23 protein-coding genes, 1 tRNA gene, 2 pseudogenes and 1 riboswitch are annotated in these 22650 nt (G+C 50.3%); of the genes and pseudogenes, 9 read left to right on the top strand and 17 right to left on the bottom strand.

Going from position 1 to position 22650, the window contains the following annotated elements:
• Positions 1 to 12 precede the first annotated feature (12 nt).
• Together hspQ and rlmI are read right to left on the bottom strand one after the other, a co-directional pair.
• Positions 13 to 330, bottom strand: a complete 318-nt coding sequence (hspQ, locus tag HV350_RS15600; RefSeq protein ID WP_016152490.1) for a heat shock protein HspQ — start codon at positions 328 to 330, stop codon at positions 13 to 15.
• Between the two features lie 57 nt (positions 331 to 387).
• Positions 388 to 1599: a 23S rRNA (cytosine(1962)-C(5))-methyltransferase RlmI gene (rlmI, locus tag HV350_RS15595; RefSeq protein WP_181628866.1), complete on the bottom strand. Its 1212-nt coding sequence runs from the start codon at positions 1597 to 1599 to the stop codon at positions 388 to 390.
• Positions 1600 to 1712: 113 nt separating this feature from the next.
• On the opposite strand from rlmI, the pseudogene HV350_RS26690 reads away from it, so the two are divergent.
• Positions 1713 to 1895 (top strand): annotated as a pseudogene (locus tag HV350_RS26690) (hypothetical protein); the annotation flags it as partial.
• Positions 1894 to 2175 (top strand): acylphosphatase, encoded by a 282-nt coding sequence (gene yccX / locus HV350_RS15590; protein ID WP_016152492.1) that lies wholly within the window; start codon positions 1894 to 1896, stop codon positions 2173 to 2175. The pseudogene HV350_RS26690 and the gene yccX, both read left to right, overlap by 2 nt.
• Here yccX and tusE read toward each other — a convergent pair.
• The 6 genes from tusE to HV350_RS15560 form a co-directional block, all read right to left on the bottom strand.
• Positions 2172 to 2501, bottom strand: a complete 330-nt coding sequence (gene tusE / locus HV350_RS15585; RefSeq protein ID WP_016152493.1) for a sulfurtransferase TusE — start codon at positions 2499 to 2501, stop codon at positions 2172 to 2174. The two genes, yccX and tusE, sit on opposite strands and share 4 nt — an antisense overlap.
• A 69-nt stretch (positions 2502 to 2570) precedes the next feature.
• Entirely contained in the window at positions 2571 to 3122 is a 552-nt protein-coding gene (locus HV350_RS15580; protein WP_016156140.1) for a LuxR C-terminal-related transcriptional regulator, read from the bottom strand.
• A gap of 10 nt (positions 3123 to 3132) precedes the next feature.
• Positions 3133 to 4290 carry a CfaE/CblD family pilus tip adhesin gene (locus HV350_RS15575; RefSeq protein ID WP_153690547.1) on the bottom strand — a complete coding sequence of 386 codons (1158 nt, stop codon included), beginning with the start codon at positions 4288 to 4290 and terminating at the stop codon, positions 3133 to 3135.
• 1 nt (position 4291) lies between these two features.
• Complete coding sequence (locus HV350_RS15570; RefSeq protein ID WP_181628864.1) at positions 4292 to 7009, bottom strand: TcfC E-set like domain-containing protein; 2718 nt, start codon at positions 7007 to 7009, stop codon at positions 4292 to 4294.
• 72 nt (positions 7010 to 7081) lie between these two features.
• Positions 7082 to 7588: a CS1 type fimbrial major subunit gene (locus tag HV350_RS15565; RefSeq protein WP_016152497.1), complete on the bottom strand. Its 507-nt coding sequence runs from the start codon at positions 7586 to 7588 to the stop codon at positions 7082 to 7084.
• 74 nt (positions 7589 to 7662) lie between these two features.
• The gene (locus HV350_RS15560) at positions 7663 to 8406 is read right to left on the bottom strand and encodes a fimbrial protein (RefSeq protein WP_181628862.1); all 744 of its coding nucleotides are present in this window, start codon (positions 8404 to 8406) and stop codon (positions 7663 to 7665) included.
• A 308-nt stretch (positions 8407 to 8714) separates the two neighbouring features.
• Here HV350_RS15560 and HV350_RS15555 point away from each other — a divergent pair, with 308 nt between their 5' ends.
• A complete protein-coding gene (locus tag HV350_RS15555; protein WP_181628860.1) occupies positions 8715 to 9470 on the top strand; it encodes a winged helix-turn-helix domain-containing protein in 756 nt (251 codons plus the stop codon).
• Entirely contained in the window at positions 9467 to 9943 is a 477-nt protein-coding gene (locus HV350_RS15550) for a hypothetical protein (protein ID WP_181628858.1), read from the top strand. Before HV350_RS15555 ends, HV350_RS15550 begins: the two co-directional genes overlap by 4 nt.
• Positions 9944 to 9999: 56 nt before the next feature.
• Here the strand turns inward: HV350_RS15550 and yccA are convergent, their stop codons facing one another.
• Positions 10000 to 10659, bottom strand: coding sequence for an FtsH protease modulator YccA (yccA, locus tag HV350_RS15545; RefSeq protein WP_016152501.1), 660 nt, complete (start codon positions 10657 to 10659; stop codon positions 10000 to 10002).
• 270 nt (positions 10660 to 10929) lie between these two features.
• Between yccA and HV350_RS15540 the strand changes: the two genes are divergently transcribed.
• Both HV350_RS15540 and HV350_RS15535 read left to right on the top strand, forming a co-directional pair.
• On the top strand, positions 10930 to 12558 hold the full coding sequence (locus HV350_RS15540) for an ABC transporter substrate-binding protein (protein ID WP_181628856.1): 1629 nt from the start codon (positions 10930 to 10932) through the stop codon (positions 12556 to 12558).
• 142 nt (positions 12559 to 12700) lie between these two features.
• Positions 12701 to 12788, top strand: a tRNA-Ser gene (locus HV350_RS15535).
• A 156-nt stretch (positions 12789 to 12944) separates the two neighbouring features.
• On the opposite strand, the gene HV350_RS15530 is transcribed toward HV350_RS15535, so the two are convergent.
• The 8 genes from HV350_RS15530 to HV350_RS15495 all read right to left on the bottom strand — a co-directional run bounded on the left by HV350_RS15530 (position 12945) and on the right by HV350_RS15495 (position 20140).
• Positions 12945 to 13748, bottom strand: a complete 804-nt coding sequence (locus HV350_RS15530) for a cytochrome c1 (RefSeq protein ID WP_181630669.1) — start codon at positions 13746 to 13748, stop codon at positions 12945 to 12947.
• A gap of 2 nt (positions 13749 to 13750) precedes the next feature.
• Positions 13751 to 14911 (bottom strand): cytochrome b N-terminal domain-containing protein, encoded by a 1161-nt coding sequence (locus HV350_RS15525; protein WP_181628854.1) that lies wholly within the window; start codon positions 14909 to 14911, stop codon positions 13751 to 13753.
• Position 14912: 1 nt separating this feature from the next.
• The gene (gene petA, locus HV350_RS15520) at positions 14913 to 15464 is read right to left on the bottom strand and encodes a ubiquinol-cytochrome c reductase iron-sulfur subunit (protein WP_101700007.1); all 552 of its coding nucleotides are present in this window, start codon (positions 15462 to 15464) and stop codon (positions 14913 to 14915) included.
• A gap of 27 nt (positions 15465 to 15491) precedes the next feature.
• Complete coding sequence (locus HV350_RS15515; RefSeq protein WP_103766115.1) at positions 15492 to 15932, bottom strand: pseudoazurin; 441 nt, start codon at positions 15930 to 15932, stop codon at positions 15492 to 15494.
• 10 nt (positions 15933 to 15942) lie between these two features.
• On the bottom strand, positions 15943 to 16758 hold the full coding sequence (locus HV350_RS15510; protein ID WP_181628853.1) for an ABC transporter ATP-binding protein: 816 nt from the start codon (positions 16756 to 16758) through the stop codon (positions 15943 to 15945).
• A complete protein-coding gene (locus HV350_RS15505; protein WP_016156150.1) occupies positions 16755 to 17822 on the bottom strand; it encodes an iron ABC transporter permease in 1068 nt (355 codons plus the stop codon). The genes HV350_RS15510 and HV350_RS15505 overlap by 4 nt, the downstream gene beginning before the upstream one ends.
• A 66-nt stretch (positions 17823 to 17888) precedes the next feature.
• Positions 17889 to 18944, bottom strand: a complete 1056-nt coding sequence (locus HV350_RS15500) for an ABC transporter substrate-binding protein (RefSeq protein WP_181628851.1) — start codon at positions 18942 to 18944, stop codon at positions 17889 to 17891.
• A 220-nt stretch (positions 18945 to 19164) separates the two neighbouring features.
• A riboswitch (cobalamin riboswitch) is annotated at positions 19165 to 19389 on the bottom strand.
• Positions 19390 to 19600: 211 nt separating this feature from the next.
• The gene (locus HV350_RS15495) at positions 19601 to 20140 is read right to left on the bottom strand and encodes a GNAT family N-acetyltransferase (RefSeq protein WP_181630668.1); all 540 of its coding nucleotides are present in this window, start codon (positions 20138 to 20140) and stop codon (positions 19601 to 19603) included.
• A gap of 552 nt (positions 20141 to 20692) precedes the next feature.
• On the opposite strand from HV350_RS15495, the gene HV350_RS15490 reads away from it, so the two are divergent.
• The 3 genes and pseudogenes from HV350_RS15490 to deoD all read left to right on the top strand — a co-directional run bounded on the left by HV350_RS15490 (position 20693) and on the right by deoD (position 22649).
• A complete protein-coding gene (locus tag HV350_RS15490; RefSeq protein WP_181628850.1) occupies positions 20693 to 21502 on the top strand; it encodes a CatB-related O-acetyltransferase in 810 nt (269 codons plus the stop codon).
• 147 nt (positions 21503 to 21649) lie between these two features.
• Positions 21650 to 21757: pseudogene (locus HV350_RS26685) on the top strand (hypothetical protein); the annotation flags it as partial.
• A gap of 184 nt (positions 21758 to 21941) precedes the next feature.
• Positions 21942 to 22649 (top strand): purine-nucleoside phosphorylase, encoded by a 708-nt coding sequence (deoD, locus tag HV350_RS15485; protein ID WP_016152566.1) that lies wholly within the window; start codon positions 21942 to 21944, stop codon positions 22647 to 22649.
• Position 22650 lies beyond the last annotated feature (1 nt).

Here is a 22650-nt window from a genome sequence, read left to right as displayed (position 1 = left end):
CCTGTGTTAGTATCAATTACGCAGGCGCGGAGCCTGAAGCTGTTTACGGATTGTGCGCGCCAGTTCATCCATTGACGGTTGCTCCGGATGTTCTTCCTGTAGCTCGCTACTCAGTTGCGCTTCGGCCAGATACGTATGCACTGGCAGACCATTATCGTCTTCCATCACCACGTGATACCAGGGAGCGGCGCGAAGTTCGCTGTTAACCGCCAACTCATCGGCTGACGGCTCATCAAGCGAATATTCCGGGTCGATATCCACGACCACTCCGAGGTAACCTAACAGGGAATGGCGGACCTGCTGGCCGATACCGAATTTGCTGGCAATCATAGTCACCTCCCGGGAAATAGATACCCTCTATGTAAGGGTAATATTCCACTTTTCAAGTTACATGATGCGACAGGCAAACCCTTTCAGATACAGCCCTTCCGGGTAGGTAGCGATCACCGGATGATCGGCGGCCTGACGGAACTGCTCTATAAATTGTACATCACGACCAGCATCTATTGCGGCATCAGCGATGATTTTCTGAAATAAATCGGTCGTCATCAGCCCGGAGCAGGAAAATGTTAGCAGTACGCCGCCTGGGTTCAGCAACTGAATAGCCAGCATATTGATGTCCTTATAACCGCGGCAGGCGCCCATCAACTGGCTTTTGTTTTCGACAAATTTCGGCGGATCCATCACGATGACATCAAATTTCTCACCGCGATCGCGATAGGCGCGCAGCAGTTTGAACACATCATCTCGCACGAACTCGGCTTTACTCAGATCCAGCTTGTTCAGTTCCACGTTCTGGCGGGCAATATCGAGTGCTTCCTGAGAGGTGTCGACGCTGACCACCTGACGGCATCCGCCCATTAATGCTGAGACCGCAAAGCCGCCGGTATAGGAGAAACAGTTCAGGACACGCTGGTTTTCCACATAACGACGCGTAGCCAGGCGGCTATCGCGTTGATCGAGGTAATAGCCGGTTTTGTGACCGTGCTGAATATCAACCAGCAGCTTCATCCCGTGTTCTTCGATAGGCAGCAGAGCAGGCGGCAGTTCGCCCGTGACGGGCCCTTGAGTCAGCTCCATACCTTCTTTTTTACGCACGGCCACATCGCTACGGTCATAAATAGCGCAGTCCGGGAAAACAATTTGCAGAGCACTAATCAGCGCGGCGCGTTGGTATTCAGCCCCCGCGCTGAGCAACTGCAATACCAGGAAGTTGCCGAAGCGGTCAATAGTGACACCTGGCAGGCCGTCGGATTCTCCGGCGATCAGACGGTAGCTGTCCAGACCGTCCTTTTTCGCCAGCCAGTCACGCCATGTCTGCGCCTTCTGCAGACGACGGGTAAAGAAATCGATGTCGATGGATTCAGACTTATCGAAGCTCCAGACGCGCGCACGGATCTGCGACGCCGGAGAAAACGCACCGCGCGCTAACCATTTCCCCTGGTGGTCAACAATATCAACGGTTTCACCGAGGTTGGCTTTACCTTCCATACGTGCGACAGCACCGGAAAATACCCATGGATGGCGGCGAAGTAATGATTTTTCGCGCCCCTTGGCTAACACTAAACGAGGATAATGTGGAATTGTAGATTCAGTCATGCGGAGCAACCTCTCACAAACAGTGACGCGGGTTGGATGAAAGTACCAACCTGAAACCATTAAAATAAAATGGCGCGTAGAGTAGCACAGATGATGAGGTCAATCATCAGCGTCTGGCGCTACTGCATGATGGTATGGCGGGGCCTCTGCTTATCGAGCGACGGTTTAATCTCACTGAACAGGTGCGACAACTTATTCTGTTATCCCCTGCTAATCTATGGACAGATCAGGAGATTGCCGGTCATCTGTCCATCGGTACCTGTTCTTTCATTTATGTTGATAAGGAGAACCGCAATGTCGAAAGTCTGCATCATCGCCTGGGTCTATGGCCGGGTTCAGGGGGTAGGATTTCGCTACACCACCCAGCATGAAGCGCAACGGCTGGGGTTGACCGGCTATGCGAAGAATATGGATGACGGCAGCGTAGAAGTTGTCGCCTGTGGCGAAAGCGAGCGGGTGGAACAACTGATGAAGTGGTTGAAAGCCGGGGGACCGCGCAGCGCCAGGGTTGATCGGGTTCTCAGCGAACCGCACCGCCCTGGCGACGAGCTAAAGGGATTTAGTATCCGCTATTAAATACATTTCACCGGTTTCGGCAGGCCGGCAATTTTAGTTGCCTGCTTAGCTGGGCCTTTCGGAAACAGGCGATAGAGATAACGGCTGTTGCCTTTTTCTTCGCCAAACTTGTTGGCCATCGCTTTTACCAGCATGCGGATAGCGGGGGAGGTATTAAACTCCAGATAAAACTCGCGAACGAAACGCACCACTTCCCAGTGTTCGGGGGAGAGAACGATACCTTCGTTTTCGGCGATTTTCTCCGCCAGCGGCTCGCTCCATTGCGTAGTGTCTTTCAGATAGCCTTCGCTATCGGTCTCAATTTCATGGCCTGCAAAAATGAACATAGTGCTCTGTCGATAAAGTAAAAACCGCCCTTAGTTTAGCAAATAAGGGGCGGCGTGAGAAACCTCGACCTACAGAAGTAGCTGTAGCAGATTGTTGGCATTAAGCTTCTTCAGCGCGTTGCATTTATACGTCGAAACCTGTTTTTCGCTAATCTGCGTCATTTGCGCAACATGTTTTACCGATTGACCGTTAACCAGCCTGTCGAGAACATTGAACTCCATGCCAGTCAGGCAGCAATTCAGACTGCGTACCCGACGGGGCTCTTTAGCAAGCAGATACGCCGCATCCACGACGGCAATTCTGTCATCAATGATATGTAAGGTCAGCGTGGCAAAACGCTTTCGTAAATGCGTGGCCAGTGCCCAGCCTTTTTCATTGCACACCAGATAAACCGTTCCCTCCCAGCGCCTGGCCTCCAGTTGAAGCAGAATGTCGACCAGCGCCAGATGCGTCCTCGCGACGGAAAAGCGGCAACGCACAACGAGGGTGTCGCAGGCCAACAGCGAACGGTGCCACTGTAACGCGCCACTCTCAACTTGAGTGTGAGCGTTACGGCGCAGAAGGGCGTAGCGCAACCCTTCGGCATAAAAACGATTATTATCAAGAATGACGTAATTCACGGCGGCCTCTTTATAACGTACTGGGTGTGTAGATGATGCGTAGCGTGCCGGTGTAATCCCCGGCGTTTTTACTGCTGGCTGCAAACGCTGGGGTTTTCAGAACAATAGGGGCAGGTACGCACAGTACGCTCTCACGTCCGCCGGGCAGGACGACCTGACGCAGATGCTGCGGATCGTTGGTGCCTTGCCAGACTAGGGTTTTACCGTTGGCGACGGTTTCGGTTGCGCCCGTGACGGGATTAGTGACGAAAACCTGATAGTCGAGACGATCCCGCGCATCGGTCTGACTTCCGCCGCGTCGCCGGATTGAAAATGCCTCTTCAGCACGGTCCGTTGAGGGGAGTCCGTCGTCCTCAAACCGAAGATAAGTGCGGGTGCTGGTACTGTTTTTGCCGTCGTACAGGCACATATCCAGCGTGTTTTCACCCTGGATTTCACTGCCACCCGGCCGCCCCGGGAAGTTGGTCAGGTTGAGGTTAACGATAGGCGTTGAGTGCGGAAATGCCGGCAGATAAATCTGCTGATTACCCGGATCGACAACCTCAATGCGCATCGTGGCCTGCCAGCTAGCAATGGCGCGATAGCCTGGACATCCGGTATTGGGGTCAGCGAAGTTCCCGCCGCAGTTGCCACTATCCCATTGACGCAGGTTCTGCCTCAGCGTTGCGGTCCAGATACCCGGCAGAGCGAGCTTTTCCAGTTCGCTTTTCACGATATAGAAATCGAAGTAGGGTTCTCTGGTCCAGTTTGCAACAATCTCTGTCCCTCCCGTGATAAAACTGGGATAGGTAAAGACTTTATTATTGAAAAACATGTAGTGGTCGCCATAGACCTTAAGATCCACCGTTTTGCTGGTAAGGGCATGCGTAAAACGTAAATTGATGGCATAAGGTGTCCCCGGGTTCGCCGTGAACCAGGCCGGGGCGGTCATGCAGGCGCCAACTGCGGAGTCGGTACGGGACAGACACGTCAGAGTATTACGTCCCCACTTTTGCGGATCGGCGACATCATAGCCGCTCGGTTCATGAACCCAGATATCAAAGCGCGCGGGGGGGGCCATGCGATCGAAGCTGATATCGACGCTGGTGTTTCTTCCGGCAGGGGCCGCTGCCTGAGTCTGACCCGCCCACAGGCTTAAAAAAAGTAAAATAATTAAGTGCTTGTTCACATCATTTCCCTTTTGTGACGTTGTCTGCATTCATGGCAGTTGGACCCGTTGGTACCGGTCGTCCGGCGAGCATCAGCTGTGCCTGTTGCTGGACAGTATCCGGCAGGGCAGAGAAGGTTAATTCCCGGCAAGGGATCGACCCGACGTAACGCACGACGTCGCGCATACTCTTTACATTCAGCTCGCACTGATAAAACTGCTGCTGACGCACCAGGTAGAGGTTATGCAGCAGAGCGTCGCTTTGAGCGCTAAACCCGCCGTTGCCAAGGTCGCTCCAGCCGTTAACGTTCAGTGGCACGCCGCCGATAAACGGCGAATGTTGCTCGTCAGTTAACTGGCCGAGCCAGGTGTAGCTTGCCGTGGTTTGCACGTCCCGGCGGAGCAGTTTGCCAGGCACCATAAACAACGTTCTGCTGCCTGAACCTTGTGTGATTTCACTGCTGGCACCCCGCGAGACATCCAGCGATTCGTTAATCGTCAACGTAGTCTGCTGATAGCCCGGCACGGCGAAGAGGGCGCGGCTATTGCCTGGAATGTCTGCACTGCCGCCGTTATCCAGCGACACGGCAATGCTCGGATCCTGGGAATCTTCCGGTGTGGCAACGTTAACCGCGATGGCTGAAGCAGGACGTCCGTCGCTCCAGCGGCCCAGCCACAGACCAGAGCGCGACAGCGCAAGCGTGGAGTTGTAATTGCCGCTGCTGCTCAGGGTATGGCGCCGATCCTGACGATCCCAGGCATCGCTGACTGTCAGGCTCCCGTTGCCATATCGTCCGCCCTGGCGCGTGTAGGCAGAGGTATTGAGTGAATCGCTGTTAATACCTGATGCGCTCAGTCCATACTCATTTTCACCACGTGCGTCGGCATACCAGTTGTGCGCCACGTTATAGCTCAGCTGGTTTTTATCATGCTGCTGGTGCTGCCATGTCGCGCCCAGAGAGGTATAGCTTGTCGCATTGCCCTGACGGTTATGCGCCATTGACAGACTCACGCTCAGGTAGCCGCCTTTATCCCTGCCTTCGCGCGAGTCATCGTTACGCATGAAAAGGTTAATACTGCTGTTGATGTTCAGACCGCGCGTGCTGAAAGCCGTACTCAAGCCACCCTGCCAGGCCCGCGTGCGTGAGCGGGTCATATAAACCGACTCCCAGGGCAAGCCTGCATCGTGGCGATCGTCACTGTCCGGGAGTTCCCGACGAGAAACGTATCGTCCTTCGTTGCGGTTATCCGAATATCCCAGGCTGGCGTACCAGGTGCCGACAGGGACGGAGAACATCACCGACAGGCTTCGGTAACAGCCATTTACGGCGTCATATCCCGCGCTTCGGGTATTGCAGTTTTCCGCTGATAACGCGTTGCGATAGAAGCTCAGTGAAAAACCGTCGTTATAGCTGATTTGCTGAATATTGCCGCGTTGTCCTTCGCTGCCGTAAAGGTAGCTAAACCGGGTCGAGAGTACGCCATCGATCGGACCCGCATTGAAACCACGACTCCAGTCGAGTGCATTTTCCAGAAAACGTTGGTTTTTCTTTATCGCTGCGCCACTGGTGAGTGCCAGCGTTGGAGTGACAGGCAGGCGGACACCCGCCTGCGCGACCGCGCTGCGTTCATCGTTTTGATTGTTATTGTCGGTTTCGCCCGCCTGCAGGAACCACTCGACACGGTCAAACGGCGTAATGCCGGTGCGGGTAAACGGTATCTGCTCGGTACGTGTCAGCCGGTTATTTTCATAGACGGACAGCGTCACGGTATAGCTCCCATCGGGGAACGATCGCGTGTCCAGGGTCTGAGCCCCGGCATAGAGATAAAAACTGGCCAGCAGCTGATTGCCCCGGCGGGCGTCAATACGCGCATCATGGGAAAGCAGCACGGTGATGGGGGTACCCTTTGACTGCTGAACCGGATTGATCCATGCCCTTGTCGAGCCTGTGCGCAGGCCGCGAATTTTGCCCAGCGGCAGTTGGCTGAGGTTGATATTCCCACCAGCATTACTGAACAGATCGCGGGTATCCATCTCGCCTAACTGAATATAGTACTGACGCCAGATATCCTGGCGAAACCAGGCATTGTTGACGGTTATTTCTTGTTGCTGCTGGTGCCTTGAACGCTGCCCCAGCCAGGTCCAGTCGAGATTAAAGTAGCCGTCCTGCGTCATGGCCAGCGCGCCATTGCCCTGAACGGTGGCTGACTGGTAATCCCTGTCGGCAACAAAATTGATATTCTGTTGATGGATCAACGCATTCTCAGTGCCCTGCGTAGGCTGATACCACTGGTTTTCTGTGGTCTGTTTAGGCAGAAATTTCTTGTCCAAAAACAGGCTAATGCGCGCGTTATTCTCATCATAGATAATGGCCGCGCGATGGGTATCAATGTAATCACATCCCGTTGCGGAGCCATTGCTGCTGCACGCCAGGTTGCCGTTACGGGCAAGTGGAACGGCGAGAGCTGCAGACACGGTGGCAACGAGGGCAGGAGCGTCATTAAACTGACGTTTGATAGCCGCGACCACGGTTTCGGGTGCGACAAAACTTACCGATTCAAGTGTGATATCCGTTTCAAAAAGGCCAAGCGATTCGCCATAGAGGTTAACCTCTATCCACAGGCGCTGCGTTTTCGCCAGATCTTCAAACCCTGCCGGGACGGCCATCTCGGCGCAGGCGAGTTGGATGGATGCGGGTAATAAAGCAACTAAGAGGAGAGTATTTCTGTGAAACGCCATGACCAAGCCTCGACATCATCCTGACGTCAGAGGGTGGGCACCCTCTGACGTTATCCCTTATGTACTGTGGTGTTACGCACCGCCTTCCGTGGTCGTCGCCTGCGTCAGCATCAGGCTGACAACGCCGCTGTACTGACCGGTTTTCAGAATGCCTTTGGTGGTCTGAGAAATGGTCAGTGGCAGTACCGCTGAACCGTTTTCAATGCTGCCTGGGAACAGTTCAGTTCCGGTAAATTCGGCATCGGTGGTAGACAGTGTTTTATCACCCAGAATCACCGTCATCGGTACAGTCTCGTCGCCATCCATATTGGTGAGCTTAGCTGCGCTAACGAGGCGCACTTTGACATTGCTGGTGGCGGAGTTCGACCACACCTTGGTGTTCAGGCGGTAGCTTTCCAGCCCACGACCTGGCAGGTACTGCATGTCGATGCTGGCCGGCAGTGGCGTGTTATCGGCCTGAGTCATATCCAACTGTGAGTCAACGCTGGCGTTGACGGTAATATCTTTTTGAATCGCCAGCGCGCTAAAGGACGAGGCCATCGCGGCAACAATCATCAGAGGTTTAATATAGTTACGCATTGATATCTCCATATTTACAAATGAGCACCTTGGCTCTTTAAACAAACTACGTGGGTTTTTACTGTGCCGTCGTGTTATTGCACGACGGGTAAATCAGCTTCTTCAGCGGTTTTATTCACCCAGTTGAAGTAGCGGAACTTATATTTCTGACCCTGTTTCATAGTGAGCGTTTTTAATTTCCGTTCAGTGTCCGGATAAATCGTCGCGTCTTCTTTTATCCATTTACACGATGAAACAGCATCACAAATACCAATCTCTCTGAGCGGCACACGCAATGTGCCGTTGTTTTTTAACGTTCCCCGGCGAGGGTCAATCGACAGTGAAATTACGTTTTCTTCTGGAGCAATGTGGACCAGTGCACCCCAGATCACATTGACACCTAATGTCGCCATTGCTGCAGGGGTTTTTGCCTTGCCCGGAATAATGCTGTCAGGTTGTTTTACCCCTTCAAAATAGACACGCCAGGTGGTCTCTTTTTTCGGCGGTATAAGCGATACCAGACGAACAACGCGCATCGCGCCTGCAGCCAGAGCAAATTTCTCGGGCGTAACCACCACGCCACCTTCTTTCCACGAAGCGACGTCAATTTCTTTTTCCTGGGCTGTTCCGGGATTAAGAATTTTCTTTTGCCTCACCCGAATGAACTGAATATCATCCGTTTTTGAAGCCACCTTAATTTGCGCCGCACCGGATCTGTCTACATTCAGCTCCATGGGATACACGCTCATATTGGCCATTGTCATTTCTGAGAAAAATGGCAATGACAGCGCGGCGACATAAAAGGCGGTTGTCATGCTCACTCTTTTTTTCTGTTTCACAATCAGTCTGCCTGCTCTGAGTTTAAAGGCGGCGCGTTAACACCAGGACACCGTCTGCTTTCGTATCGCTTCAGGGCAGGGAAACTTTAACCAGAACAGCGATTTGTGAAAATTTGTATTAGTTAACTCGTTATATACAGTTTTTTATCCTGCTTTTCTGGCTTTAAGGTTGTATAGTTAAGCGAAAATACCGCGGCCAAGGATGGGAGGAAAATTCCTTCTGATGAAAAAATAAGCAGGTCAGGGGGCGGTTTTCATATCGACGTACCAGGGAATAAAAAGCATGCGGTAACAGCCGAGAATAAAAGATGTTTTTTATATGCAATAATTCGTTGTTATTTGATCCTGAAGCACATGCAATAAGTCTTGTTGGACAACCCGAGTCTGTATTAACACTTTCGGCGCCAGCCGTTCGTCTTTTACAGGAATTCATTAAACACCGAGGACGCAACTTAAGCCGGGAGGAATTGATCGCTCGCGTGTGGGAAGAATTTGGCTTTACGCCATCAGGAAATAATCTCAATAAAGCGGTAAGCGAACTGCGTAAAAGCTTCCAGTCTCTGGGAGAGGGGCACGAATTGATCGTCACTGTCCCGCGCTATGGTTTCCGTTTTGATGCTGATGTGATTTTTCAGCCTGGAGAGAAAATTCAAGCCGTTGATCCGCAACCCCCCTCAGCGCAACAAGATGTACTGCCCCGGCGAGTATCCCTGAAAAAGTGGTTCAGAATAGGGGCATTGATTGCCGTGCCGTTGGGAGCGATCTTTTACGTTAGCCGCCCGCAGGAGATAACTGTTCCGGCGAAATTAAAGCCGGTCCAGGAAAAAATCGCGCGTTGTAGTATCTGGGTTATCGAAGATCATGGACGGCCGTTAGTGCTATCAAAATTAGCTGAGCGACTGGAGGCCAATGACGTGGCTTGCGAGCGCGAGGAGTATGCTATTTATTTTTTCAGCGCCCGTTTTTCGCTTGCAACTGCTGATGAACTGTTTATCGGGGCCTGCCCGGTCAATAAAACACGTCTGTGCAAGACCATTCGCTATAAAAACGGGGCTGGAAAATGAAAATAAGGCTTCTTTTTGGACTGGGCGGAGCCCTGGTCGGCGGCGCGCTGGCGCTGTTTTACTATTGCGGCGCGACGGGAAAAAGTGATGTGCTGGCCTGCAGCACTGAATTTAACTTTACGCGCAATGAGGGGAAAACAAGTGAAGTGAAGGTAAATGCCCTTGCTCAGTTCTATTTTCATCGGGACGGTACAGGGTTGACCACCTATAAAGGTGCGGCAAGAGCTGGCGGGCAAAATTTTATCGTTGACAGGGATGTAGACTTTACGTGGGAGCAGCGGGACGATGACAACGTCATTGTATTGACCTACACCAAAACCTGGCTTCGCCACAGTGACAATACGCCGAATGCCCAATGGGGGAGCTTCGCCTATCCGACCTCACGCTACTACCTGACGATCTCTGAACTTTCACCTGCTGTGTGGCTTATTCAGGACCGGCGCTATCCTACCTATATCTGCCGGGGTCAATAAGGTATAAAAAAAGAGAATGCCATTGGCATTCTCTTTTTTCGTATCAGTGATGCTGATTAATCGCGGCTGGCGAAGCCCAAAATGCTCAGCAGGCTGACGAAGATGTTGTACAGCGAAACGTACAGGCTGACGGTGGCACGGATGTAGTTGGTTTCACCGCCACGGATGATATTACTGGTTTCAAACAGGATTGCGCCTGAAGAAATCAGAATAAACACCGCGCTGATCGCCAGATGTAAAGCAGGCAACTGCAGGAAGATATTCGCAACCATACCAATCAGCACCACCACGATCCCTGCCATCAGCATACCGCCGAGGAAAGACATGTCTTTCCGCGTGGTCAGCACGTAGGCTGAGCAGCTGAAGAAGACCAGCGCCGTACCGCCCAAAGCCATGGCGATAACATCACCCATGCCCGCAGACAGGTATGTGTTCAGGATCGGTCCCAGAATGTAGCCCAGGAAGCCGGTGAAAGCGAAAGCTGACAGAATACCAACCGGTTTATCCGCCGTTTTATAGGTCAGGAACATCAGACCATACATACCCACCAGCGTCAGGATAAGCCCCGGAGAGGGCAACATCAGTACGGTACTGGCAGTCGCAGTGAGCGCCGAAAACGCCAGCGTCAGGCTGAGCAGGAAATAGGTATTGCGCAGCACCTTATGCGTGCTGAGTAGCGATGTACGATCGCGTGAAGAACTAATAATACGATCCATGAGTCACTCTCTTATGACAGATGTAATTAATGATGGAGGATAATGAAATCAAGGGGAATGACACAGCGGTTTTACCCATCTTTACGCATTTTAACCCGCCAGGCTTAAGCATATTATTTCAACAAAAGCTCCCGAATCAGATGTTAGCACTATATGTGTAAAAATGCCTGTTAGATATCTGCCAGGTAACTGAAAAATATTGCGTTATTCCTGTTTCTCTCTGACAGTGACAGCGGTGTCTACATAAAACAGAGCAATAAGGTAAAGGGAATGATTCAACATAAATCGAAGATATTGACGTTTACGCTGTTGACTGTCTGTTTGATGTCTATCAACGGCGCGGCGATGGCGGCAAATGTTCCCGCAGGAACAATACTTGCAGAAAAACAGGAACTGGTCAGAAACAATGGCAGTGAGCCAGCGTCGCTGGATCCGCATAAAGTCGAAAGCAACGTTGAGTTTAATTTAATCAGCGATATGTTCGACGGACTGGTGGCGGTTAAGTCGGATGGGTCTATCGAACCCCGGCTGGCCGCGTCCTGGGAGAACAAAGACAACACCGTCTGGACCTTTCATTTACGTCCGGGCATAACCTGGTCAGATGGGTCTGCCATTACCGCACAGGATGTCGTCTGGAGCTGGCAGCGTCTGGTCTCACCGCAAACAGCTTCACCTTATTCCTCGTATCTGGGCAATATGCACGTAGCAAACGCCCTCGATATTGCCCAAGGGAAAAAAGATCCTGTCGATATCGGGGTCAAAGCCCTGGATGATAGCACACTGGAAATTACCCTGACGCAGCCAACGGCGGCTTTTCTGGCGATGCTGGCGCACCCGTCACTGGTTCCGCTGGATAAAGTGCTGATCGGCCGCTTTGGTGATAAGTGGACCCGGCCAGAACATTTTGTCTGCAGCGGGGCGTACAAGTTATCGCAGTGGGTAGTCAATGAGCGCATCGTTGCCGTGCGTAACCCGCATTATTGGGACGATCGGCACACCGTCATTGATAAGGTCACTTATTTGCCCATCAGTTCAGAGTCCGCAGACGTTAACCGCTATAAGGCCGGCGAAATCGACATTGTGTATAGCGTCCCGGTCAATCAGTTTGCGCAGTTGAAAAAGACGATGGGCAATGAACTCCATGTCTCACCTCAGCTTTCAACCTATTACTATCAGTTCAATACGACTCGAGCGCCGTTTAATGACCCGCGCGTGCGCCGGGCGCTGAATATGGCGTTAGATAAAGACATCATCGCACAAAAGGTGATGGGGCAGGGGCAACGCGCGGCGTGGGTTATCAGCCAGCCGGAAATAGGGGGAGTGCAACTGCATGCGCTGGAATATGCGGCGTGGCCGCTCGAAAAACGCATTACCGAGGCTAAGAAACTGCTGGCTGAAGCCGGTTATGGCCCTGAGCATCCGCTTAGCCTAAATCTGCTCTATAACACCTTCGAAACGCACCAGCGTATTGCCATTGCCGCATCGTCAATGTGGAAGAAAAACCTCGGCGTAGAGGCGAAGCTGCAAAATCAGGAATGGAAAACCATGCTGGATACCATGCACACCGGTAATTTTGACGTCGTGCGCTACGCATGGATCGCCGATTATGATGATGCCTCAAGTTTCCTCAATATTTTCCGTACCGGAGATAGCGAGAATACCACCAGGTACAGCAATCCCGCTTTTGATGACGCGATGCGCAAGGCGGCGAAAGCAACTTCGCTGGAGGAGCGAGGCAAATACTACCAGCAGGCTGAAGACCTTTTAGGAGAGGATGTGCCAGCGATTCCGGTTTACCACTATGTCCGCACGCATCTTGTGAAGCCGTGGGTGGGAGGATTTGCGCCAGATAACCGGGGAAATTACTACACCAAAGATATGTTCATCAAAAAACATTAAGCGCTGTAGCCAGTATTTGTGCTGAATAAACGGTCAATCTGTTGTTATTTCAGTCGATTAACAATATTTTGGCTGTTTTTCAGGCAAACGAACGCATTGGTGCTTTACAGGTCCGTTCGGGATGTTTATAGTGCGCCTCATTGGAAGCGTGGCCGAGCGGTTGAAGGCACCGGTCTTGAAAACCGGCGACCCGAGAGGGTTCTAGAGTTCGAATCTCTACGCTTCCGCCAAACATAAACCCCGAGCTATTTAATAGCTCGGGGTTTTTTCGTTTTGTGCAGTTTATGTCATGCCATCTTTCACCAGCCTTAGTCGCGCAAGGGCAACTCAGCGCTGCTGCCCGGCGGAAAGCTGACGAACTGAATCATCTTCATATCTGGCAATGCCTACATGAGCGAACGTCTTTTCATTCGTCGTAATATCCATAGCAGCCCCAGCATAAAGGCCAGGTAGCCCATAACGTAATATCCCTGCTGTCTTCGTTCTGCGAGCGTTGGGTCGGCTGCCCATGCCAGAAAGGCGGTAACATCCCTGGCATATTGCTCCTCCGTTTCAGCTTGTAGCGACGCCGGGCGCCATTGAATCTCTCCGCTGGTTAGCGGTTTCGGCATGTTAATCACGCCACCGGGAAAATAGCGATTAGCCTTCAGTTCGGGATCGGCAGGTTGATAGCCGGTTAGCAGCGCGTAGACGTAATCTGATCCCTGGTCCGTGTAGGGCAGAAAAGCATCCAACAGAAATTGCGGGAATCCGCGATCGTATGAACGGGCACGCACGATATAGCTCAGGTCAACGGGAGAAGCGCCATTGTTAAGGTATCGTGCTTCCTGCTCGTTTAGATACGGCGAGATGAAGCTGTCATTTAGCGTCCCGTCTCGCTCGCCAATCTGGCCGTCATCCTGAATCTCAGGAAACTGATAGCCGCTGGCGATACTTCTTGCTTCTTCAGCCGTGAGTTCCGGACCGCCGGGCCTGGTCAACGACCGAAAGCTAAGGTGCTTTATGCCGTGACAAGCGCGACACTTCTCTTCATAAACCTGCAGGCCACGCCGAAGCTGCGCTTTATCATACTGGCCATTGATGCCGCTGAAGCTCCATTCCTGCCGTTCAGGCGTGGCTTCCTGCGCATAGGAGGAACCCAGTCCCAACAGAGAAAAGGACAGAATGCTGATTTTCAATAGTTGTTTCATCATCAGTCCTGTTTTTCCAGAAAACGACGGCAAGGTAATACGATTAAAAACCAGGCAAACCAAATCAGAGTCGAAAGCTGCGATGCGGCACGGATCCAGCCCTCTTCGTTACGGAAACCGTCAATAAGATCGGGGCCAACAAGCGCTTTCGACCCTAACCAGCCTAAAAAGCAGGCATTAATGACCCACAGCCAGAATCCGCATTTAACCAGTTTGCTGTAATGGCGAAAACGAGCCCGGGAAGTATCAAGCCAGGGAAGGAAATAGAAAATCAGTACCGAGCTGCACATTGCGGCTAAGCCAACGAATTCATTTGGGAAGCAACGCAAGATGGAGAAGAAGGGGAGAAAATACCATTCCGGCGCAACAATCGCGGGTGTAACTGTTGGATCCGCAGGAATAAAGTTATCGGCGCTGCTCAGATAGTGCGGCGCGAAGAATAAGAACCAGACGAAGATCATCAAAAAAAGGATGATTTTGATGGCATCAAGATCGGTAATTTTGTAATCGAACAGCAGGCTCCTGGACTCTTTCTCGCTAAACCTCTTTTTCATCGCCTGTGCAAACGCCGACTGTACGGTGCGAATATGAAAAACCGTTGCGCCGGCAATCACAAAGGGAAGAATAAAGTGGAGAACAAAAAAGCGGCCAAGCATCGGCGTTCCTGGAGTATGGCTGCCGACTAAATATGCGTAAAGGGTATCACCCACCAGTGGAATGGCCTGGGCAAAGCGGGTAATTACCATGACCGCCCAGTAGCTTTTTTGCCCCCAGATAAGGCTATAACCAAGAAATGCGGTCATCATCAGCAGGATATACAGCGTAACGCTAATCATCCACATTGTCGTCCAGGGCTTGCGGTAAACGCTGTAGTACATGCCACGAAAAATATGCAGATAACAGGCAAAGAAAAAGAGCGACGCGCCAATAGCATGCATGTTGCGTAACAGTTCTCCATGGCGAACCGCACGCATAATATGAATAATGGAGTCAAATGCCAGCTCGGCCGTCGGTACGTAAAACATCGCCAGCACGATACCCGTAAGGATCTGCACACCGAGTATAACCAGCAGGATGGCGCCGATTGCGAATACCCAGAGTCCGGCAATCGAGCGAGGAAACGGGATACGCCAGCGAAGCGAATAGACGCGCTCACTCCTCATTTCAGGCTTCCTTCGTGCCGATACGCACGGCCTGACCATCCGAATGAATAACATAGTCCGGGATTGCCAGGTTGGTCGTCGCGGGGCCGCGCGTCACGCGCCCGGAGGTATCAAACTCTGAGCCGTGGCACGGACAGATCCAACCCACGCCTCCTGGTCGGGCGTTGGGTACGCACCCGGCATGTGGACAATACCCTTGAACCACCAGCCATTGAGGATGAGCTGCTGAGACCCTCTCGCTGTCCGGTTGTGGGTCGATAAGCGTATGCCAGTCGGCACTTCTGGCAGTAATAATCTCATCCTGGGTGCGATGGTGAATAAGAATCAGCTTTCCCTGCCATACGCGTCTGACGGTTTGTCCAGCAGCAACCCCCGCAAGAGAGACATCAATCGGTTCATTTTCCGCAAGAGTCTTCTCATCCGGGCCCAGGGCCGAAACCAGCGGCCAGACGGCAGCAGCGACGCCTGCCGCGCCGACGAATTTTGTCAGTTTACACAGGCATTCCCGGCGCTGTTCCTGGATTTCGCCATCTGCAAGTTTATTCTCTGTCACCTCGTATTTCTCCCTGAGTATCGCGGATTAACGTTTGTCGATACGCGCGTAAATTTCCTGAAAGCGCTTATCAGCAATACCCGGCGCTTTGAATGCCCGATAGCTTGCTGGTAACGTGGCATCTCCAACCTTTATCAGCATCACCATGCCCTGAGCGTAATGTGGTGTACATTTGATGCCGTAAAATCCGGCATTGTCATAAGTTACTTCGATCTCTTCATCTATTTTTCCCATAAAACCGGGATAGTTAGCCGGAGACAATTCAGCGATTGAAGCCGCGTTGTGGCTCTTATGTTTACGGATAAACTTCACCGTATCCCCGGGCTGGATCTCCAGATAATCCGGCTCATAGACCATTGGTCCCGCAGACCCACGATTTTTCATCAAAACGTCGTGAGTTTGTGCGAAGGTTGAAGAGGCGAGGGCGAGTAAACATAAAACTTTCAGACTCTGTTTGAGATATTTCATCGATTCTTCCTTAAAATTCATCAGGTCTTTGATAACGGATAAAACAGTTTTCAGCGCCTGTTTCATGTTCAACAATGGCGTCGATACCAAACCAGGCATGGAGGTTTTCTCGGGTAAACACGGTGCAAGGAGTCCCCTGCATCGCCATATGCCCGGATGTCATGACGATGATGCGATCGCAGAACATCGCGGCATGATTGAGGTCGTGCAGAGCGGCAATGACCGTGAGCTTTTCACGTTTAACCAGACTAAGCAGGCCAATCTGATGTTGAATGTCGAGATGGTTGGTGGGTTCATCCATCAGTAACAACTGCGGCTGCTGCGCCAGCGCCCGGGCGATATGCAGGCGCTGTTTTTCTCCCCCGGAAAAGGTATGCCAGCATCGGTGCTGTAATTCACGGAGATCGACCTTCTCCAGCATAGTTTGCACGATATCGTCATCTTTGGTGGACCAGGGCGAGAGCAGGCTAAGCCAGGGCGTCCGCCCCAAAGAAACGGCTTGTAAAGCGGTAAGACGCTCGCTGGTTTCTGCCTGTTGTTCGACCAACGCCACTCGCTGCGCAAGGTGACGCCGCGAATAATGCTGGAGCGCCTTTTGCTGCAGGGTGATACGCCCGGAAGTTGGCTTCAGCAAACCGGCCAGCAGTGAAATCAGTGACGTTTTGCCCGAGCCGTTGGGACCGATGATGCCGACAAACTCGCCGGGCGTTACGCTGAGTGAAATATCTTCAACAATCGTCTTACCTTTTACCTTCCAGTACAAATTACAGGCTTCAATAACGGCTTGCGCAGAGGTAACGAGTGGCTGTACGAGATTCACCGTCATTTGTTCTGGTTTCCTCTAATCAGAATGATTGAAAACGCAGGAGCGCCAACCAGAGCCGTGATCACGCCTATTGGGAGTACCTGACCGGGTAGTAACGTGCGGGAAATAACATCAGCGATAATGAGGAAAATAGCTCCGGTAAGCGCACTAACCGGCAGCAGTCGATGATGCTGGTTGCCGACCAGCAGACGAGCAGCATGAGGGATCACCAGACCGACAAAGCCGATCGCACCCACAATGGAGACCATAATCGCCGTCATGCCGGTGACGGCGGCAATCAGTACTGCACGGGTACGTTTTACCGGAATGCCCAGCGATGCCGCAGACTCCGCACCAAAGGAGAAAGCATCAAGATGGCGGGCATAACAGAAGCACAGCGCGATACCGACCAGAGCGGTAGGAATGGCTAAGACTACATCGGGCCAGCGTACACCGCTCAAATTGCCCAACAGCCAGAACATAATACCGCGTGCTTGCTCGGCGTTTGCTGAGCGGGTGATGATAAGCGATGTAATCGCATTGAAAAGCTGGGAGCTGGCGATCCCGGCAAGGATGATTTGGGTTGTTACACCCCCACCTTGTCTACCGCCAGCGGCCATCGCCAATAGCGCAACGAACAGAAATGCCGTCAGCGCACCAATGAAAGCGCCCAATGACATACTGATGATGCCAGCCCCAAGTCCAGTGAGGGCAATCAGCACCGCACCGGTGGACGCTCCGGCAGAAATCCCCAGTAGATAGGGTTCGGCGAGCGCATTGCGTAGCAGCGACTGTAACACTACGCCGGAAACAGCCAGGCACGCGCCGCAACTGGCCGAGACCAGCGCTCGGGTCAGGCGGTAGTTCCAGACGATCCCTGCATCCAGCGCATCGACAGGATAGTGTGTATCAAAAAGATGATTTGCCAGCGTGCTGAGAACATGCTGCCAGGGGATAAGCGTTTCGCCGATGGAAATCCCCGCCAGCAGCACGCCACACATTAGCGCACTGACCCAAACGGCATGCCCACTGACTCTCACCGCAAGCTGACCAACAGCGCGACGCATCCTGCGTGAATCACTCATGATTATCTGCGTTCCTGAGTAACGGAGATGCGCTACACCGTGCGAGGATATAGCGCAAAACGTAGATTAATGAGCAGCCTGCGGATGTGCTAAGCCATATTCAACAAGGGCATCAGCCAGTTTTTCCACACCATCAATAGTTCTGATCCCGGCATTCATGGTCTGTACGTCAATGACCGGTAGATGGTTTTCCTTGACGGCAGGAACCAGTTTGGCGACAGGATCGGACTTGAGGTATTCCATCTTGACCTTCCAGTCATCCGCCGGGAAGCGGCGACGGCTCATCTCACCGAGCACAATGAGTGAAGGATTCGCTTTTGCGATGGTTTCCCAACCCACCGTTGGCCACTCTTCAGCAGAATCAATCACATTCTTCACTCCCAGCGTTTGGGCGATCCATGCCGCCGGACCAAACTTCCCGGCAACGTAAGGGTCAAGCTGGAGGTCGGCGCTTGAGAACCAGAACACGGCGGAAACATTCTCATTCATTCCGGTAATTTTGTTTTTCGCTGCGGCTTCACGTGCTTTAAGGCTGGCAATCAGCGCCTCGCCTTTATCCTGAACATCGAAGATTTTCGCCAGATCGGCGACTTCCTGATACACCATGGCAATATCAAACATGCCCTTACGGACACCATCACCACCATCTTCGTTATCTTTCGCGCAGTCAGCTGGCGCGGTGTAAACAGGAATTTTTAGTTCACGAAACTGTTCGTAAGAGGCAACCGTGCCAGCAGGGCCGATTTGCCACTCAAACTGACTGGCGATCAGATCCGGTTTTTTCGCCACGATCCCTTCAAAGCTTGGAATATTTTGCGCGATAACGGCGACTTTTTCGTTTGCTGTTTTATAAGCCTCCAGTACCGGGCCAAACCACAGCGAAGTACCCACGACGCGATCGGCCAGCCCCAGTGAATAGAGAATCTCGGTACTGTTCTGACCCACCGTCGCCACGCGCGTTGGTGCCTGATTGAAGGTAATATCGCGGCCACAGTTTTTAATCGTCAGAGGATATTCGGTTTTTGCTGCCTCGGAAAAACCGGAAGTAAGCAGGAGAGCAGTCGTGCCAAAAATAGCCAGAAGCGTTTTTTTAGAGAAGTAAAAGGTAGAATTAGCGTGCATTATCATCGTCCCGTTGATGCCAGAATCTTAAGGTCTGGTCATGGCTTATTTCATTCCATATATCGGGAGGAGACATGAAGATAGATGACATTGAATCGTGAAATTTAAGAATGAAGATATGCAAAAAATGCAAATAAGCTTTACTCAGCCAAAATCTTATTCATAAATACACTACCGCTTGCGTCAAATAATTCATCCCATGGACCATCCCGTCCACTCAATGGCATACACCTTTGACAGCAGGTCTCCTGACTCACGGTAATCAGAATATCGGCCTTCCCATAAAGATGAACTTTACAGTGACCTGTGGTTTATGAGCCACACAGGGATATTCTGCATCCGCCTACAGTTGCGGGGGCAGTTATGGAATTGAATTGAATAATTCTCACCATATTCCTATTCATATACAAAAATGTAATGAAATGCTGTCGAAAGCGACTCTAGCGGCAATTGTTAACAAGGTCAACCATAGAGGGTAAGAGATAAAAGGTAGTGGTGTAGAAAAAAATACCCATTTAATACAGTGAGTTATGATTTTGTTGGTTACTGCGATGTTGTAAATGAAAATAACAACAGGAAGCTAAATGAGAATTGGTTGATATTGATCAAATTACACGCATGCTGAAACTTCTGTGTATGAAACATATTGATCACCATCAAAAGTTCCGCATATCAGCGCTTGACTCTTTTTTTTGTGTACTCTCCATATGTACCAATTGCCATTCATCCTGCATATCCATAATCACGTTAAAATTGTTACGCAACCAGAAATAATACCCTCCGGGTAAAAAATGATGTGTGTGGAGATACAATGTCTTATATTGATGTTTCTGACAGAATACCTCAGCTAAAGCAAACAACTGACTTCCGATCCCCTGTCTGCGGTAGCGCTCATCCACGTAGCAACGACAAATTTCCGCCGTTTCAGACAAGTTATAGCGACCACGTAGTTCAGTAATACGATCATCATATTGACATACCGCCAGTGTGGCGATTAATTCCTGGTTTTCACTCCACGCGCAAAGTAATGAATTCCTTTCCTGCAAGATATACTGTTGTTCGAGATCAAAGAGATCTTCTTCGGCAGAAGGCATGGCTCTACCGGCATTGAAGAATAAATTAAGATGCTCAACAAGAAACGACTGAACAGCAGGAATATCGGTGGGAGTCATCTCACTAAACCTAAATGGGATCATGGCAGCATAACTCAAATTTAGAACGGAAAATGATAATAACAATAAGACCACTTTAAAAACAATATTGAGCAGTAAGAGACAGATTCGCAATTGCATACGGAGCTATTCTCATTACGGGTTATAAGTGGTTGTTTGGGCGGTCTCCATAGAGTGCAATCAGGCAGAAACACTTAACAAAACTCTTCGCGCAGAAGGTCAGGCTGTCGCGAGAACTAAGGTTTTCAGCGTCTTCTTGGGACAGAAAAAAGAATTGCATCCTATTGGGCTGCCAGGCATTTGCAACTGGGGCTGCATTTTTTTCTTCATTACCTGAATTGCCCTTATAGAAAAGCATCTGACATTTTGTTTTTGAAAACGACGTCTCAAAACATATCTGTATTCATTCTCTAAGCAGAATATTATAGAAACTAAATTATGAGTGGTAAGAGGAAATGTCACAACAAGGTGATTTACAATATGTATTATTTCATACTGTAATAGTTGATTAAGGTTAGGGTTTAGAGTATCTTTAATCTAATCGTAGATTTTCAAATAAAAGCAGACAATAACAGTATGAAAACCAGACTCTATAATTTTTCAGAAGACACAAATGAAATTTTTGTTTTTAGATGGACTCGGAAGCACTATGAATTTTGCATGGATAACGATATCTTTTTGAATCATAGAGGTAAGAAAGTTTATAAAGAAAGGAATTTGTTACTGTTCTCGAAAGGTGACAAAATTAGAATTGAAGCTGATGTTATTGCTGAACAATATTCCACAATGCCAGTAAAAAGTTTTTCTAGCGTTGGTGCGTTTTCATTTCCAACCTGTTATTTTCCGGGTAATGTAAATATCGGAAGATTTTGTAGTATTGCATCAAACGTAAAAATCATGGGAGGAAACCATCCTATGAATCGTTTTACAACTCATATGCTTACTTATAATGGCGAGTTTGATAAATATGCTGCCAACGAGTTCGGGCAAAACTGGGTATTGAAACCATTTATTACAAAGCCTAAAAATACAACGATTGGCAATGATGTCTGGATTGGCAATGATGTCGTTTTAAAAGGTGGTATTTCAATTGGTGATGGTGCTGTTGTTGCAGCAAATTCCGTTGTTACTAAAGATGTGCCTCCATATGCTATTGTCGCAGGGGTTCCTGCGAAAATTATCAAATACAGATTTGAGTCAGATATTATTGAACAGCTGTTAAAAATAAAATGGTGGAACTATAATTACACCGATTTACCCGATAACAGCAAGTGTGATGATATTATGAATTTTGTCACTGAAATGAGCACGTTGATATCGAATGGCACTATAAAAGAAAAAGCATATAAAAAATTTAACCTTACCGAAATATTTACAACTCTTTAGTTTAATAGGTCATTGTTGGGACTGTTATCCGGCGCAAGCAAAATGAGATAAGGACAACACGATGACAAAAGTTAGCATCTTGCTAGCGATGAGCGTTTTGCCATTGTCAGCATACGCAGCAACGACCGGACTAACCAGACTGGCACCGAGCGTCTGTGTAGAAACGATCGCTATTTCGGGCCAGATGGTAAGCGTAGCGGGAAAGTGAATACTCGTTACACCGCTCTATTGTTCAGACAGAACGATAAATCCTGATAGTCCTGCGCGCTTTCCCTGCCTGCGCGGCGGGGACGCCGTTTTCTGCTTTTCCATCTGCCCGCAACACTAACTCTCAGAAATGAGAGGCCGATCCTCTGAGCAGGACTTTTGTCCTCAATCCTGTGCAATCCTCTGGTTACAATCCCTGCATATCTTCAATACCCATAATTCAGGAATTGTTATGACTGCACATATTAATGCCAAAGCGGGTGATTTTGCGCCAACCGTTATTATGCCGGGCGATCCGCTTCGCGCTAAGTTTATTGCCGAAAATTATCTAATGGATTACCGCGAAGTCACCAATGTACGCAATATGCTGGGCTATACCGGTCTTTATTTTGGGCAACCTGTTTCGGTGATGGGACATGGCATGGGTATTCCGTCAATGACGCTTTATGCTCATGAACTGGTACATGACTTCGGTGTACAGAGAATTATTCGTGTTGGCAGTCTTGGGGCAACACAACATCATGTCAAAATGCGAGATATTATTCTTGCCGTCGCCGCCGGAACGGATTCCGTCACAAATTTAAAACGTAGCGCGGGCTACACGATGGCGACATCTGCCCATTTTCCATTATTGCAGCAGGCGTGGGCATTGGCGCAGAAGGCCGGTATTGACGTTAAAGTCGGCAATGTCTTCAGTGGCGATCTTTATTACGATCCTGACGAAAATTTAATACCTGCACTGGAAAAGTTTGGTGTGCTGGGTGTGGATATGGAAGTGGCAGGGTTATACGCTTTAGCGCATCAGTTTAATATTGAAGCGTTGGCTATATTAACCGTATCCGACCATTGCCTGACAGGAGAAGAAACAACGGCGGAAGAACGGCAGTTAACCTTTAAAAATATGATAGAGCTGGCGCTAAATACAGCTGTTACGGCTTAGC

Origin of the sequence: Citrobacter sp. RHBSTW-01013 (assembly GCF_013781985.1) — a bacterium.
Classification (GTDB): domain Bacteria; phylum Pseudomonadota; class Gammaproteobacteria; order Enterobacterales; family Enterobacteriaceae; genus Citrobacter; species Citrobacter braakii.
The sequence above is the reverse complement of the archived record's forward strand: the minus strand, read 5'-3'. Positions and strand labels throughout refer to the sequence as shown.

What these genes read in the sequence shown, in the direction of transcription:
- HV350_RS15525 (WP_181628854.1), bottom strand. Translation starts at nt 14,911, where the DNA reads ATGAGGAGTGAGCGCGTCTATTCGCTTCGCTGGCGTATCCCGTTTCCT.
- deoD (WP_016152566.1), top strand. Translation starts at nt 21,942, where the DNA reads ATGACTGCACATATTAATGCCAAAGCGGGTGATTTTGCGCCAACCGTT.
- tusE (WP_016152493.1), bottom strand. Translation starts at nt 2,501, where the DNA reads ATGTTCATTTTTGCAGGCCATGAAATTGAGACCGATAGCGAAGGCTAT.
- rlmI (WP_181628866.1), bottom strand. Translation starts at nt 1,599, where the DNA reads ATGACTGAATCTACAATTCCACATTATCCTCGTTTAGTGTTAGCCAAG.
- HV350_RS15490 (WP_181628850.1), top strand. Translation starts at nt 20,693, where the DNA reads ATGAAAACCAGACTCTATAATTTTTCAGAAGACACAAATGAAATTTTT.
- HV350_RS15530 (WP_181630669.1), bottom strand. Translation starts at nt 13,748, where the DNA reads ATGAAACAACTATTGAAAATCAGCATTCTGTCCTTTTCTCTGTTGGGA.
- HV350_RS15540 (WP_181628856.1), top strand. Translation starts at nt 10,930, where the DNA reads ATGATTCAACATAAATCGAAGATATTGACGTTTACGCTGTTGACTGTC.
- yccX (WP_016152492.1), top strand. Translation starts at nt 1,894, where the DNA reads ATGTCGAAAGTCTGCATCATCGCCTGGGTCTATGGCCGGGTTCAGGGG.
- HV350_RS15495 (WP_181630668.1), bottom strand. Translation starts at nt 20,140, where the DNA reads ATGATCCCATTTAGGTTTAGTGAGATGACTCCCACCGATATTCCTGCT.
- yccA (WP_016152501.1), bottom strand. Translation starts at nt 10,659, where the DNA reads ATGGATCGTATTATTAGTTCTTCACGCGATCGTACATCGCTACTCAGC.
- HV350_RS15505 (WP_016156150.1), bottom strand. Translation starts at nt 17,822, where the DNA reads ATGAGTGATTCACGCAGGATGCGTCGCGCTGTTGGTCAGCTTGCGGTG.
- HV350_RS15510 (WP_181628853.1), bottom strand. Translation starts at nt 16,758, where the DNA reads ATGACGGTGAATCTCGTACAGCCACTCGTTACCTCTGCGCAAGCCGTT.
- hspQ (WP_016152490.1), bottom strand. Translation starts at nt 330, where the DNA reads ATGATTGCCAGCAAATTCGGTATCGGCCAGCAGGTCCGCCATTCCCTG.
- HV350_RS15550 (WP_181628858.1), top strand. Translation starts at nt 9,467, where the DNA reads ATGAAAATAAGGCTTCTTTTTGGACTGGGCGGAGCCCTGGTCGGCGGC.
- HV350_RS15500 (WP_181628851.1), bottom strand. Translation starts at nt 18,944, where the DNA reads ATGCACGCTAATTCTACCTTTTACTTCTCTAAAAAAACGCTTCTGGCT.
- HV350_RS15515 (WP_103766115.1), bottom strand. Translation starts at nt 15,932, where the DNA reads ATGAAATATCTCAAACAGAGTCTGAAAGTTTTATGTTTACTCGCCCTC.
- HV350_RS15555 (WP_181628860.1), top strand. Translation starts at nt 8,715, where the DNA reads ATGTTTTTTATATGCAATAATTCGTTGTTATTTGATCCTGAAGCACAT.
- HV350_RS15565 (WP_016152497.1), bottom strand. Translation starts at nt 7,588, where the DNA reads ATGCGTAACTATATTAAACCTCTGATGATTGTTGCCGCGATGGCCTCG.
- HV350_RS15570 (WP_181628864.1), bottom strand. Translation starts at nt 7,009, where the DNA reads ATGGCGTTTCACAGAAATACTCTCCTCTTAGTTGCTTTATTACCCGCA.